The 13651-nt window shown below is 70.4% G+C and carries 11 protein-coding genes; 7 read left to right on the forward strand and 4 right to left on the reverse strand.

Translation table 11 applies throughout. From position 1 onward, the window contains the following. On the reverse strand, positions 1 to 1664 hold a 1664-nt coding region (locus AB0M02_RS45170; RefSeq protein WP_364238694.1), incomplete at its 3' end, for an amino acid permease. A gap of 389 nt (positions 1665 to 2053) precedes the next feature. On the opposite strand from AB0M02_RS45170, the gene AB0M02_RS45175 reads away from it, so the two are divergent. Further along, on the forward strand, positions 2054 to 2320 hold the full coding sequence (locus AB0M02_RS45175; protein ID WP_364238695.1) for a hypothetical protein: 267 nt from the start codon (positions 2054 to 2056) through the stop codon (positions 2318 to 2320). A 125-nt stretch (positions 2321 to 2445) separates the two neighbouring features. Here the strand turns inward: AB0M02_RS45175 and AB0M02_RS45180 are convergent, their stop codons facing one another. Both AB0M02_RS45180 and AB0M02_RS45185 read right to left on the reverse strand, forming a co-directional pair. Continuing rightward, complete coding sequence (locus AB0M02_RS45180; protein ID WP_364238696.1) at positions 2446 to 3144, reverse strand: response regulator transcription factor; 699 nt, start codon at positions 3142 to 3144, stop codon at positions 2446 to 2448. Between the two features lie 32 nt (positions 3145 to 3176). Further along, positions 3177 to 4394 carry a histidine kinase gene (locus AB0M02_RS45185; protein ID WP_364238718.1) on the reverse strand — a complete coding sequence of 406 codons (1218 nt, stop codon included), beginning with the start codon at positions 4392 to 4394 and terminating at the stop codon, positions 3177 to 3179. Between the two features lie 179 nt (positions 4395 to 4573). Here AB0M02_RS45185 and AB0M02_RS45190 point away from each other — a divergent pair, with 179 nt between their 5' ends. The 3 genes from AB0M02_RS45190 to AB0M02_RS45200 are packed head-to-tail and all read left to right on the forward strand — an operon-like array spanning position 4574 to position 8409. Beyond that, positions 4574 to 5485, forward strand: a complete 912-nt coding sequence (locus tag AB0M02_RS45190) for an ATP-binding cassette domain-containing protein (protein WP_364238697.1) — start codon at positions 4574 to 4576, stop codon at positions 5483 to 5485. Then, positions 5482 to 6258 (forward strand): ABC transporter permease, encoded by a 777-nt coding sequence (locus AB0M02_RS45195; RefSeq protein ID WP_364238698.1) that lies wholly within the window; start codon positions 5482 to 5484, stop codon positions 6256 to 6258. The genes AB0M02_RS45190 and AB0M02_RS45195 overlap by 4 nt, the downstream gene beginning before the upstream one ends. Before the next feature lie 57 nt (positions 6259 to 6315). Next, positions 6316 to 8409 (forward strand): peptidase M6 immune inhibitor A, encoded by a 2094-nt coding sequence (locus AB0M02_RS45200; RefSeq protein ID WP_364238699.1) that lies wholly within the window; start codon positions 6316 to 6318, stop codon positions 8407 to 8409. Here the strand turns inward: AB0M02_RS45200 and AB0M02_RS45205 are convergent. Beyond that, entirely contained in the window at positions 8382 to 9074 is a 693-nt protein-coding gene (locus AB0M02_RS45205) for a cyclase family protein (RefSeq protein ID WP_364238700.1), read from the reverse strand. The two genes, AB0M02_RS45200 and AB0M02_RS45205, sit on opposite strands and share 28 nt — an antisense overlap. A 90-nt stretch (positions 9075 to 9164) precedes the next feature. Here AB0M02_RS45205 and AB0M02_RS45210 point away from each other — a divergent pair, with 90 nt between their 5' ends. The 3 genes from AB0M02_RS45210 to AB0M02_RS45220 all read left to right on the forward strand — a co-directional run bounded on the left by AB0M02_RS45210 (position 9165) and on the right by AB0M02_RS45220 (position 13456). Beyond that, the gene (locus tag AB0M02_RS45210; protein ID WP_364238701.1) at positions 9165 to 9809 is read left to right on the forward strand and encodes a MerR family transcriptional regulator; all 645 of its coding nucleotides are present in this window, start codon (positions 9165 to 9167) and stop codon (positions 9807 to 9809) included. Further along, complete coding sequence (locus tag AB0M02_RS45215) at positions 9806 to 12415, forward strand: VIT domain-containing protein (protein ID WP_364238702.1); 2610 nt, start codon at positions 9806 to 9808, stop codon at positions 12413 to 12415. The genes AB0M02_RS45210 and AB0M02_RS45215 overlap by 4 nt, the downstream gene beginning before the upstream one ends. Before the next feature lie 93 nt (positions 12416 to 12508). Next, complete coding sequence (locus AB0M02_RS45220; protein ID WP_364238703.1) at positions 12509 to 13456, forward strand: RICIN domain-containing protein; 948 nt, start codon at positions 12509 to 12511, stop codon at positions 13454 to 13456. The last annotated feature ends 195 nt before the right edge of the window (positions 13457 to 13651 follow it).

The raw sequence follows: 13651 nt of genomic DNA on the forward strand, positions 1-13651 counted from the left end.
GCAGTGCTCGTCTGCGAAGCCGCGCCCTCATCCGGGGCAATGCTCGTCTGCGACGTCCCGCCTTCATCCGGGGCAGCGCTCGCCTGCGAAGCCGCGCCCTCATCCGGGGCGGTGCTTGTCTCGGGGGCCTGGCTCGGGGGCGGGGCGGTGACCGATTCCGATGCGGGTGGTTGGTCGGGCGGCGGGGACTCGACCGGGGTGGTGGTTGTTGTGGGCGCGGCGTCGGAGGTGGGCGGTTTTCCCGTACCGATGACGGCGTAGACCTCGGGGCGCTCGCGGCGCAACTTTCTTCCCCAGCTTGCGCCCGCCAGGAAAAGCAGGAGGAATGCCAGCGGGGGTGACCACACTTTGAGCAGATTGTCGGAATCGAGCAGGATGCCGAACGATGCCACGGTGAGCAGCAGGATCAGCGCCAGGAAGACCAGCGAGATCCACGGGGCGATCGACCGGCGCCAGCGGCTCTCGCCGTGGTCGCCGGTGCGGAAGTAGCGGACCACGGCGATCGCGGCGATCGTCATCAGGACAAGGACGCCGAGGCCGCCGGAGACGGTGCCGAAGAAGAACAGGTCGGTGGTCGGGTTCCAGCCGGCGATGGCGTAGAGCAGCAGCACGAACAGCGCCAACCCGGACTGCGCGATCGACGCGGTGATCGGGACGTCGTCGCGGGTACGGGCCAGGCTCGCGGGCAGCACACCCTCGCGGGCGACGGTGAGCGCGTAGCGGGCGACCGTGTGGTGGAACGCGAGCATCGCGGCGAACAGGCTGGTCGCGAAGAAGACGCGGGCGAGGTCGATGACGACGGCCGGTAGGTACGGCTCGGGCAGGTAGAAGAAGAGGTCGTCCAGATGGTCGGCGGCGATCGCGATGATCTGGTCGGGGCCGGCCGCGACCGACATCACCCATGCGGTGCCGCCGTAGAGCACGGCCGCGACAAGCAGCGTGAACCCGATTGCCCGGGCGATGGTGCGGCGCGGGTCCTTGGCCTCGGCCGCGTACACCAGGGGCGCCTCGAATCCGACCATGCCGGCGACAGCGGCGACCAGCAGGGCGACACCGCCGGCGCTGGCGATCAGAGCCGGGTTGAGGGTGTCGAAAGTGATCGTGTCGTCGGCCGGGTTACCCAGCATGGCGGCGTCCAGGATCAGCACGATCAGCACTTCGGCGCAGACCAGGACGGTCAGGATGCGGGCGTTCAAATCGATGTTGAGCCGGCCCAGCGCAGCGATCACCGCCCAGCCGATCAGCGCCCAGATCACCCACGAGATGTCCAGGCCGAAGGCGTCACCCACATGGTGGGCGGCCACACCGAACGCGCCATAGAGGCCGATCTGCATGGCGTTGTACGCGAGCAGCGCGACGAACGCGGTGCCCACGCCGGCGGGCTTGGATATGCCGGAGGCCGCGTACGCATAGAAGGCGCCGCTGTTCGGAACATGCCGTGCCATCGCGGCGAGCCCCACCGCGAAGACGCCCAGCACGGCCGCGACCAGCATGTACGCGACGGGGATGCCTTTCTCCTCGACCTGGCCGTAACCGAGGGGCAGGGCTCCGGCGACCACCGTGAGCGGCGTCATGGCGGAGACCGCGATGACGAAGATCGGCCACGTGCCGAGGCGGCGCTCGGGTGTCGTGATTTCCGGAGGGGTGTGGCCCGGCTGGGGCATGGCGCCTCCTATGCGATGTGATGACCGTCTCCCATCATGTCGTCCACAGCGGACCAGCGATATAGAAACTTTTCGATCATGTAATGGGTGGCGGTTTCTTGCGGGTCTGATTCTCGGGAGGCTCCGCCGCGCCCGGCGCGTTTCGAGGTGCCCGGCGGTTCCTGTTCTGGTTTGCGGTGAGTGGGGGCGGGCGGGCTCTGGTTCTGGTTTGCGGTGAGTGGACGCGGGCGGGCTCTGGTTCTGGTTTGCGGTGAGCGGACGCGGGCGGGCTCTGGTTCTGGTTTGCGGGTGAGCGGACGCGGGCGGGCTCTGGTTCTGGTTTGCGGTGAGTGGACGCGGGCGGGCTCTGGTTCTGGTTTGCGGAGAGTGGACGCGGGTAGGCTCCGCTCATGCCCATCGGACCGCAGCCGAAAGGCCGCCGCGGAACGGTCGAGGAGCCGTATTCGCCGCTGAACCTGCGCCTGGTCCTGGCATCGTTCGGGCTGGTCGTCTGCGCTGTGCTGTCGGTGTTGTTGCTCCGGGCGGGCTGGACCGTGCCGGGGTGGCTCCTGGCGGGGTGGGCCGTCGTCGCGTTGATTGACATCGTGGTCGTGCAGATGCGCCGCCGGGCCCGGTCGCGGGCTGAGGGTGGCCGTTCGCACTCGCTGTTCGAGTGAACCCTTCTCGCTTCGCTCTTTGACTGCCGTCAGGTTTCGCTCTGTGCTTGCCGTCAGGCTTCCCTCTGTGCTTGCCGTCAGGCTTCGCTCTCTGCTTGCCGTGAGGCTTCGCTCTTTGCTTGCCGTCAGGCGAGCCCGGCGTCGTGTACCAGCAACGCCACCTGGACCCGGTTGTTCAGGTCGAGTTTGGTGAGCACGCGGGAGACGTGCGCTTTCACCGTCGCCACCGACATGTACAGCTCGACGGAAATCTCCGCGTTCGACCTACCCCGCGCGACGGCCAGTGCGACCTCCCGTTCCCGCGTGCTGAGCCGGTTGAGCTGCTCACCAGCCTGAGACCGGTCCGGCGGCCCCGACGCGACGTGCGCGATCAACTGGCGGGTGACGCTGGGTGAGAGCGTCGCCTCGCCCCGCGCGACCCGCAGCACCGCCTGCTTGATCTGCCCGGGCGGCGTGTCCTTGAGCAGGAACCCGCTGGCCCCGGCCCGTAGCGCCCGCAACACGAACTCGTCGGCGTCGAACGTCGTCAGCACCAGCACCTCGGGCGCTCCGGGCCGTCCACGCAGCGCCTCGGTGGCGGCCAGCCCGTCGACCCCCGGCATCCGAATGTCCATGAGCACGACGTCAGGCCGGTACTCGGCGACCGCCGCGGGCACCTCGGCACCGTCGGTCGCCTGGCCGACGACGTCCACCTCACTGTCACCGGAGAGGATCATCGAGAGGCCGGCCCGCACGAGCGGATCGTCGTCGACGATCAGCACCCGCACCGGTTCAACCCCGAGGGCAGCCCCGCCGTCGTCGTGCAGCCGCTCGCCACCCGTCACCGTGTCCCCCCGATCTGTGTCGCATGGATCGCTCACCCGCTGACCGTCGTGGCCGGTTCCGTCCACGGCAGCCAGGCGGTGAGCACGAACTCGCCCTGGTGCACGCCGTGGGTGAGCCGCCCACCGGCCAGGGTCGCGCGCTCGGCCAGGCCGATCAGGCCCACCCCGGTGCCGGGGATCTGGGCTGCCGGCGCCGCCACCGGCAGCGGATTGCGGATCTTGAGCGTCAGGCCCTCCCCCGGCGCACCGCCCACGAAGACGCGCACCACCGCACCCGGGGCATGCTTGCGTACGTTCGTCAGCCCCTCCTGGATGATCCGGTACGCCGCCCGCGCCGTCGCCACCGGCACGGCCGTCATCTCGATGGTCACCTCCAGCCGCACCTTGATCCCGGCCAGGCGCGACTCGTCGGCGAGAGCGGGCAGCGCGCTCAGCGTGGGCTGCGGGCGCTCCGGCGGCCCGGTCTCCTCCGACTGGCCCTCCCGCAGCACCCCGATCACCGCCCGCAGGTCCTGCAACGCCTGGTGGGCGCTCTCCCGAACCACCGCCGCCGCGCTCGCGATCTCGGCCGGCGGCGCGTCCGGCCGGAACTCCAGGGCTCCAGCGTGCAGGCTGAGCAGCGAGATCCGGTGGGCCAGGACGTCGTGCATCTCCCGGGCGATACGGGTGCGCTCCAGAACCCGCGCCTGAGCGACACGCAGTTGCTGCTCGGACTCGGCACGTTCGGCCCGTTCGCGCCAGGAGACGATCAGGTAGCGCCGGGAGCGGACCAGCATCCCCCACATGCCGACGAACACGATCATCGCGACGCCCCACCAGAACGTCTCGGCGAACCCGGCACCGGCCTCCGGCCGCAGCATCGCGAAGACCGCGTTGGCACCGATGGCGCAGGCCGTGAGCGTGACGAGCCAGAGGAACGTGCGGTGCACCGCAACCGTGAACAGCACGATCATGAACGCCGGGCCGCTGGCGAAGGAGAAGAACGAGAGCACCAGGAAGTACGCGGCCAGCGCCATCGGGAACCGGCGCCGCCACCACAGGGCGATCCCGCCGAGCATGCTGAGCACCCCATCGACCACGACCACCCAGTCCGGCGTGTCGTGGACGCCGGTCACCAGGTCCGGATCGGCGCTGAGCAGGTCGTAGGTGGCGTACACGGCGAACCCGAAACCGATCACGAAACAGAGCGTGTCCACCACCCAGTCGCGGGTGGAACGTCTGCTCGGCAGCGGGCCGGCCGGGTCCGACATCAACGCGGAGGGCCACAACCAGCGGTACTCCGGAAGCGACTTGCCCACGCCGTCGACGATATCGGCCGCCGGTCCCGGGCCGATACCGACCAAAGTTGTAACCGGGACATCGACGAAGGTTCGCAGGCATCGACCATTTGCCGACGCGCCCGAGCCTCGTCCGGCGCGACGCTGATCGCATGATTGAGGTCGAACATCTCACCAAGAGGTACGGCAGCCACCTCGCCGTGGACGACGTGTCGTTCACCTGCGAGCCCGGCACGGTCACCGGTTTCCTCGGGCCGAACGGTGCCGGCAAGTCCACCACGATGCGGATGATCTGCGGACTCACCCCGCCCACCTCGGGCCGGTCAACGGTGGCCGGCACCCCGTACCGCAAGCTCGGCAACCCCGGACGGCGCGTCGGTGTGCTGCTTGACGCGTCCGCGCAGCACGCCGGGCGGACCGGCCGGGAGGTCCTGGCACTGGCGTCGATCACGATGGGGCTGGACACGAGCCGGGTGCCGGAGCGGCTCGCCAAGGTCGGACTGGACAGCACGGCGGCCAAGCGGCGGCTGCGGGCGTACTCGCTCGGGATGCGGCAACGGCTCGGCCTGGCGTACGCCATGCTCGGCGACCCGGCCGTGCTGATCCTCGACGAGCCGGCCAACGGCCTGGACCCGGAAGGCATCTTCTGGATGCGCGGCCTGCTGCGCGACTTCGCCGACCGGGGCGGCACCGTGCTGCTCTCCTCGCACCTGCTGCGCGAGGTGGAGGCGGTCGCCGACCGTCTCGTCGTGATCGGCAACGGGCGCATCCTGGTCCAGGGTGACAAGGACGAGATGCTCGGCGAGGCGGGCACCCTGGTCCGCGCCGCCGACCAGGACGAGCTGGAGACGCTGCTGCGGCAGATGGGCATCACCGGCACCCGCTCGGCGGACGGCAGCATTCTGGTTCCCACCGATGCGCAGACCATCGGCAAGGCCGCCGCGGCCGCCGGAGTGGTGCTGCTGGAGCTGCGTCCGGCCGGTGCCGGCGGGCTCGAGGAGATGTTCCTGCGCCTGACCGGCAACGGCAACGGCGCATCCGAGATGCAGGAGGTCGTCCGATGACTGCCGTCGCCCAGGCTCCGATCGACACGCGTACCGGCGGCGCGGTCCCGCTGGGCCGGCTGACCCTGGTGGAGTTGCGCAAGCTCGCCGACACCCGGGCGGGTTTCTGGCTGCTGCTGATCATCGGGCTGGCCACCGCGGGCACCTCGGCGATCCTGCTCGGCTGGGGACAGGACGCCGAGCAGACGTACTCCGAGTTCCTGACGTTCGGCATGCTGCCGTCGGCGGTCCTGCTGCCGGTGCTGGGCATCCTGTCGGTGACCAGCGAGTGGTCGCAGCGCACCGCGCTGACCGCGTTCACCCTGGTGCCGGCACGTGGCCGGGTGATGGTCGCCAAGCTGTTCGCGGGCACCCTGATCGCCATCGCGGCGACGGTGGCGACCGGGCTGCTGGCGGCGGTGGCGAACGTGATCGCCGGCGCGCTCGGCGGCGACGCCTCGTGGAGCTTGGACTCCTCGCTGATCTGGCAGAGCTTCCTGCTCCAGGTGATCTTCGTGCTGATGGGGATCGGCTTCGGCGCGCTGCTGCTCAACACGCCGCTGGCGATCGTCATCTACTTCGCGCTGCCGACGGTCTGGTCGGTGCTGACCTCGATCATCACCAAGCTCCAGGACGCCGCGGGCTGGCTGGACCTCAACGTCACCTCGCAGGCGCTGTCGGAGGCGGACGCCACCGGCGGCGAGTACGCACGACTGGCCGTATCGGCCGCCGTCTGGGTGGTGCTCCCGCTGGCGATCGGCTTCGTACGCGTGCTCCGCAGGGAGGTTTCCTGATCCGCAACAACCGGTGTTGGCGTCACGGGCTCGCGATCGCAGGTAGCGTCGCGAGACGTGACGCGCACCCTTTTTGCGAGCTTCGCGACAATAACCGTTACTGTCCCGTTCTTCGTGGGTCCGCTGCCCGCCGGTGCGGTGCTCGCCACACCACCCCCCTCGCCCGTTCCGACCGAGTCGGCGGCCGTCCCCGCGCAGGACGTGCCGGGGCTGATCCCGGAGCGGCTCACTCTCAACGGGCGGCCCCTCCCGCCGGCCACCTATGAGCCGGCCCCGTCCCCGCGACGCGCGGCGGCCGACACCCCGCCCGTCGGGACCGTCCGCAGTTGGGCCGGCCTGAACGTGCTGGACAACGACATCTACCGCAAGGACTTCACGTTGCGGGCGGTCGGCGACAACATCGAGGTGTGGGTGGCCGGCGACCTCGGCTTCCCCGCCGGTGACTGCCGCGGCAGCGCGGCCACCGAGGTCACCGACGCCCAGGTCGCCGCTCTGGTCCGCGAGTTCGACGACAACATCTACCCCAAGGAGACGGCGGCGTTCAGCACCCCGCCGAACCGCAGCGGGGCAAACGCCGGGCTGGAGGGTGACTTCACCGGCGCCGGGAACCGGACCGTGACACTGGTCGACAACATCCGCGACGACAACTACTTCGCGTTCCCGAAGAACCTCACCTATGTGTCCGGGTTCTTCTCCGAACAACTCAACGAACTGTTCGACCGCAACATCATCACGATCGACGCCTACGACTGGGCACACCAGACCGGCGCGAACCCCCCGCACGAGCCGACCGAGGACCGCTGCACCAGCCGGCCCGCGCGCCCCCGGATGTACGAGTCGACCTTCGCCCACGAGTGGCAGCACCTCCTCGGGTACTACACCGATGCCTCGGAGGAAACCTGGGTCAAGGAGGGCCTGTCCGATTACGCCCAGACGCTGACCGGGTACTCCAACCCGCACCTGAACGTGTACCGCCGCGGCTTCGACATCCATCTCGCCTGTTACCAGGGCTTCGGCGGGGTCAAGACGGACAACAACCCGAACCCGCGACCCTGCAGCGCGCCGGCCAACTCGCTCAACCTGTGGAACGAGGGCACGCCGGACGAGATCCTGGCGGATTACGGAATCTCCTACGAACTGATGGTCTATCTGCGGGACCGTTTCGGCCCCGAGGTCATCACCACGCTGCACAAGGACGGCACAGCTCAGGGCCTGGCGAGCCTCGCCGCGGCGCTGCCGGAGGGCACGGGCATGCACGACGTGCTGCACGACTTCCAGATCATGACGCTGGTCGACAAGGCCGTCGAACGGCCCGGCGGGGTGATGAGGGGCCTGCCCCGCAACCGCGTGACCTCGCCCAGCCTGCGGTCGACCGTCAACCTGGGCGACCCCTCCGCATACGGCCCGGCGGGCGCGGCACCCAACGGCGCCGACTTCGTCAAGCTGCCGCGCGACCTGCGCTCGATCAGCTTCGACGGCGCGAAGACCCTGCCACCGACGCCGCTGACCTGGACGATCGACAGCGAAATGCTGTTCTCCGGCAACGAGCCGGACACCGACGAGACCGCGGTGCGCGAGCTGGACGTGCCCGAGAAGGACCCGGTCCTGCGCTTCACCACGACATACGGCCTGGAGAAGGACTTCGATTACGGCTATGTGACAGTGTCGTCGGACGGCGGCAAGACCTACCAGCCGCTTGAAGGGGAGCACACGGTCACCGGGCCGCTGGGCCCGGCGGTCACCGGCCAGGCCGCGGACCTCACCCTCAGTTACAACCTTCAGGCGTACGCCGGAAAGCGCGTCCTGCTCGGCTTCCGATACGTCAGTGACGCGGCCGTGAGCCTCGGCGGCTGGCACATCTCCGACCTCGAGGTCGGGACCACCGCGGTCACCACGGCCACGCTCGACGGCTGGCGGTCGCCCACGCAGGTGCATCCCACGGCGGTGCACCACTGGAACGTCACCCTGGTCGGGCTGGGCACCTCGCGGGCCAAGGCGGTGCCGCTGGAGGACTTCGAGAAACTCGGCTCCTATCCCCGCGTGGTGGCGGTGGTCGCCTACGACGAGCCGACCGGTCAGGTGACCCAATACGCCCCATACACCCTGATGGTCAACGGCGAGCCTCACCCGGCCGGCGGCAGCACGCCGTAGATCAGCGCCGTCGATCCGGAGCCGGCCCGGTTGATCTGCCCGCCGCACAGCACGTAAGCCCCGGTGGCGGGCAGATCCGCCAGATTGGCCAGCACCTCGAGGCTGATCCGGCGCCGCCGGTAGACCATCTTGGAGACGGTGAACGCCGTGTCGGTGCTGACGTCCGGGCTGAACGCGTCGGTCCCGGTGCCGCCGCGCTCCCCCAGCCGGCCGGTCTCGATCAGCCAGCGGGCCGTCGCCGGCGCGAACCCCGGATGCACCGCGAACTCCGGGGTGCCGAACCTCGACTCCCAGCCGGTCCAGATGATCACCACCGAGTCGGCGGGGATCCTGCCGTGCCGGGACTCCCACGCCCGCAGATCGTCGACCGTCACCGCATATCCCGTGTCGGCGGCGCACCTCCCCCGTACATCTATCTTGACCGCCGGCCGGAACAGGTCCGCCGGATCCAGCTGATCGGCCAGCCGCTCGCCGGCCGCGAAGTGGCCCGGCGCACCCCAGTGCGTCCCGGTGTGCTCCCCCGCCCGCACCGCCTGCAGATGGAAACCGTCCCGCTCGAGGGTCGCGACGGTCGTCAACTCGAACGGCGGATCGCCCGGGTAGACGCTCATCCGCGCCGGGTCGTTGACGTGCGACAGGCTCACCAGCCGCAATCCGTCCAGCACGGCGCCCCCTCCTTGCCTCACTGTCGCTTCGCATGCCGGACACCTTACACACATTGACAGTGTCATGGTGACAGTGTCAGGATGTTTGGCATGTGGACGATGGAGCAGCTGGTGCAACGGGTGGAGACGGCACTCGCCGCCGAATACCCCGGTGCCCCCAACGGCCGGGTCCGCGAGCTGCCCGACCGCCGCTCAATCAGGTGGTATACGACGATTGGCCTGGTCGACCGCCCGCTCGGCACCCGCGGCCGGGTCGCTCTCTACGGCCCGCGCCACCTGCTGCAACTCGTCGCGATCAAACGCCGCCAGGCCGCGGGCCACACCCTCGCCGAGATCCAGGCCGAGCTCACCGGCGCCACTGAGGAGCAACTGTCCGCCGCCGCCCGCGTCCCTTCAGAACTGTTGGACACCGACCCGCCCCCACCTGTTGAACCCGCGCGCGCAGACTTCTGGAGAAGCGTTCCCGCGCGACCCTCGCCCGCGACCGGCTCTCCCCCTCGCGCCCCGGGCTCCACCCGTGCCGCTCTGGAAGCCGCTCACCGATCCGCCCAGCTCGGCCGCTCACCACGCCCCGCGACCGGCCCGGACCTCACCGGCATCCCACTCGGGTTGGGCGTGATCCTGCTGATCCCGCACCCGCTGCACGATCTCGACCGCGGCGACCTCGCCGAGGCCGCACAACCGTTGCTCGACCTGCTCGCGTCCCGTGGGCTCACCGATGGGAGAGACTCATGACCATTTCCGTCAATCCGATGGGCACTACGGAACTCGACCGCCTCCACGACCAGCCCGACGCCGGCCTGGGCACCCTGCGCACCGACCGCGGCAACCTGCCACTGGACCGCCTCGACGTCCAGGCGAAGATCAGCGGCCTCGTGGTCCGCACCGAGCTCACCACCGAGTTCGTCAACGCGCACGACACCGCCCTCGAGGCGACATACGTCTTCCCGCTGCCCGACCGGGCCGCCGTGACCGGCATGTCGATGACCGCCGCCGACCGCACCGTCGTCGCCGAGCTGCACGAACGCGCCGAGGCCCGCGAGCAGTACGATCAGGCCGTCGCCGCCGGCCAGCGCGCCTCGATCGCCGAGGAGGAGCGGCCGGACGTCTTCACGATGCGGGTCGGCAACATCATGCCCGGCGAACGCGTCGTGGTCCGCCTCCGGCTCGTCGGCCCTCTCCCCTACGAGGACGGCGCCGCCACCTTCCGCTTCCCGCTCGTCGTCGCACCCCGCTATGTGCCCGGCATCCCGCTGCCCGGCCCCTATGTCGGCGACGGGCAGCACCCGGACACCGACGCGGTCCCCGACGCCTCGAGGATCTCCCCACCGGTGCTGCTGCCCGGCTTCCCCAACCCGCTGAAACTGGCCATCGGCGTCGAGATCGACCCGGCCGGCCTGGACCTCGGCGACGTCCGTTCCAGCCTGCACACCGTCACCGAGGAGGACGGGCGCCTGCGGATCGCCCCCGGCGAACGCGCCGACCGCGACTTCGTGCTGCGGCTCGCCTACGCCCCCGGCGGTGAGACCGCCGTCGCGGTGCCGGACGACGGCGACGGAAACGAGGGCACCTATCAGCTCGTCGTCCTCCCGCCCGAGCCCGCCGGTCCCGCCCGGCCCAAGGACGTCGTCCTGCTGCTCGACCGTTCCGGCAGCATGGGCGGCTGGAAGATGGTCGCTGCCCGCCGCGCCGCCGCCCGCGTGATCGACACCCTGACCAGTGCCGACCGGTTCACCGTGCTCACCTTCGACCACCAGGTCGAACGCCCCGACGGGCTCGCCGAGGGCCTGGTCGACGCCACCGACCGCCACCGCTACCGCGCCGTCGAACACCTCGCCCGCGCCGACGCCCGCGGCGGCACCGAACTGCTCACCCCGCTGCGCACCGGTCTCGCCCTGCTCTCCGACAGCACCGGCCGCGACCGGGTCCTCGTCCTCGTCACCGACGGCCAGGTCGGCAACGAGGACCAGATCGTCCACGAGGTCACTCCGCTCATCGGCGCCACACGCGTGCACACCGTCGGCATCGACCGGGCGGTCAACGCCGGGTTCCTCGGCCGCCTCGCCGCCCTCGGCGCCGGCCGCTCCGAACTCGTCGAGAGCGAGGACCGCCTCGACGAGGCGATGGAACACATCCACCGCCGCATCGGCGCACCCACCGTCACCGGCCTGGCCGTCACCGGCGACGGCATCGAGCTGCTCGACGACACCCGCAGCCCTTCCCGGTTGCCCGGCCTCTACTCAGGAGTGCCGCTGGTGGTGACCGGCCGCTACACAGGCACGCCCGGCGGGACCCTCACGGTCACCGGCCGGACCCGCGACGACCAGGACTTCCGCACCGCTGTCGCGGTGCAACAGCGCAGCGAGCGAGCGATCACCTCACTCTGGGCCCGGGCCCGGCTGCGCGATCTCGAAGATGCGTACGCGGCAGGCGACCACTCACTCGAACGGCAGATCGTCGAGACCTCACTGCGGTTCGGTGTGCTCTGCCGGTTCACCGCCTACGTGGCCGTCGACGCGCGTGTCGTCAACGACGGCGGCAAGAACAAGCGAGTCACCCAGCCGGTCGAAATGCCCTCGGGCTGGGAACCACCCGCCCCCTCCGCCGCACCCTTGCCGCCGATGTTCGTTGCCGGCGCAGCCTCCCCGTTCGCCGCACCGGCCGGCGCCCCGCCCGCACCGGCGGGACCGCCCGCTCCGGCAGGACCCATGCCGCCCCGGCCGCCGATCGCGCCCGTGCGCGCCCGTGGCGCCGGACTGGCGGGGCTGCCGGGCGCCGCAGGCAAGCGTGGATCGTCGTTCGGGCGTGCAGCGCGTCCGATGAGTGCCTACGACGCCAGCTCCTACGCTTCGCAGTCCCTCATTCAGCCCGGTCCCGGAGCCCAGGCCGCTTTCGACGAGGCACAGCCGGACCCGGTCGCCGAGTTCCGCAGCCTGATCACCATCGAAGCGGGCCGGCTCCGCGACGCCGCCAGCCTCCCCGCACCCGACCGGCGTGACATGCTCGACGACCTGGCAAGCCGCCTCGCCATGCTGCTCGACGCCACGCCCAGCACCCAGTTCGCCCCGCTCCGCGAGCTGATCGAGTTGCTGAACAGCGCCGCCTCCCTCGAGGAGAAGTGGACCACCGCACTCCGCGTCCTCGGCGCCTTCACCACCCCCGACGACGATCCAGCCGTGTCAAGCGGCGGAGGCGAGGCAACATCGTCCGAAAGCAGACAGACCTCCAGTGACGTCGGTCCATCGACGACCAGCAGCGGCGCGACCCCGCCGTCCAGCAGCGACGAGGCTGCACAGGGCCGCTCCGCGAAGCGCCGGTCCATCCCGTTCTGGAAACGCTGATCAGGGATCTTCGGCCGATCGGCCACCCGCACGGGTGGCCGAGTGCCGGTAAGTTGGGTGACCGTGTTGCCTGACCGGGGGGTGGCGAGTTCAGTGAGCGTGGGCTCATCGGGCGAGGGCGCGACATCCGAGGAGACCGGCGACAGCCGTGATCCGCTGCTGGTGCGCCCGTTCGTGCTGCAGGACGGCACCCCGAGCGAGGAACCTACGTCGACCGCTGCCTGGCCGGCCGACCCGACACGCGAGATCCCGACCCAGGTGATCCCGGTCGTTACCGCCACCGACGCACCGCCCGCCCAGAAGTCGGGACGCCGGCACCGTCCACTGCTGGTGGTCGGTGCAGGAGTGGCCGCGATCCTGGCCGTCGCCGGCTGGGCGGTGTTCGGGCCGGGACTACGACCGACCGTGTCCACCTCGCTGCCCGACCAGGGACTTCCCGTGGTCAGCGGGCCGGCACCCACGGCCAGCATCCTGCCCAGTGCCGCCAACGGCGGTAACGCCGACAACAGCGGAGGCGAGACCGGCGAATCCACGTCCCGCGCCACCGAGACGTCCCGATCCCCCACCGCGAGCAAGACCACCCAGTTGCCGCTGCCGAAAACACCAGGCGCCGCCGGCACCGGCACGGTGGCACCCGCCCCGCCGGCCGAGGCCGTGCCCTCCGCACTCGATGAGGGCGGAAAGGCGCTGGTCAGCGGCAACGGCCTCTGCCTCGACCTACGAGGAGGCGACGTCCAGGAAGGAGCCGACGTCCACGTCGACGACTGCAACGACACCACCCCACAGCGCTGGAAGCTCAACGGCGACCGCACGCTCGCCGTTCAGGATCTCTGCGCCTACCTGGAGGGCGACGGCGGCGTCGAACTGACCCGCTGCGACGGCCGCACCACCGCCCAGTGGTCCCTCAACAACGACGGCCGCCTCATCAACGCCGCCAACGGCCGCTGCCTCGCCGACCCGAACTTCGGCGGCCGCCCTGGGAATCCCGTCCTGGTCACGTTCTGCACGGGTACCGCCAACCAGCACTGGGCCTTCCGCTAACCCAGTACTTGGAGCCGGCCCGACCCAAGGCGAGGCGCGCTCCCCGAAATGCCAGAACGTCCCGGACGAACCCGAACGGCACACAAGCCGGGCAACGGGCAACGGGCAACGGGCAACGGGCAACGGGCAACGGGCAACGGGCAACGGGCAACGGGCAACGGGCAACGGGCAACGGGCAACGGGCAACGGGCTACG

The organism is Actinoplanes sp. NPDC051861 (assembly GCF_040681145.1).
Lineage (GTDB): Bacteria > Actinomycetota > Actinomycetes > Mycobacteriales > Micromonosporaceae > Actinoplanes.

Coding starts and splice junctions, on each gene's coding strand:
- AB0M02_RS45190 (WP_364238697.1), top strand. CDS start 4,574: ATGATTGAGGTCGAACATCTCACCAAGAGGTACGGCAGCCACCTCGCC.
- AB0M02_RS45210 (WP_364238701.1), top strand. CDS start 9,165: ATGTGGACGATGGAGCAGCTGGTGCAACGGGTGGAGACGGCACTCGCC.
- AB0M02_RS45185 (WP_364238718.1), bottom strand. CDS start 4,394: ATGTCGGACCCGGCCGGCCCGCTGCCGAGCAGACGTTCCACCCGCGAC.
- AB0M02_RS45175 (WP_364238695.1), top strand. CDS start 2,054: ATGCCCATCGGACCGCAGCCGAAAGGCCGCCGCGGAACGGTCGAGGAG.
- AB0M02_RS45215 (WP_364238702.1), top strand. CDS start 9,806: ATGACCATTTCCGTCAATCCGATGGGCACTACGGAACTCGACCGCCTC.
- AB0M02_RS45195 (WP_364238698.1), top strand. CDS start 5,482: ATGACTGCCGTCGCCCAGGCTCCGATCGACACGCGTACCGGCGGCGCG.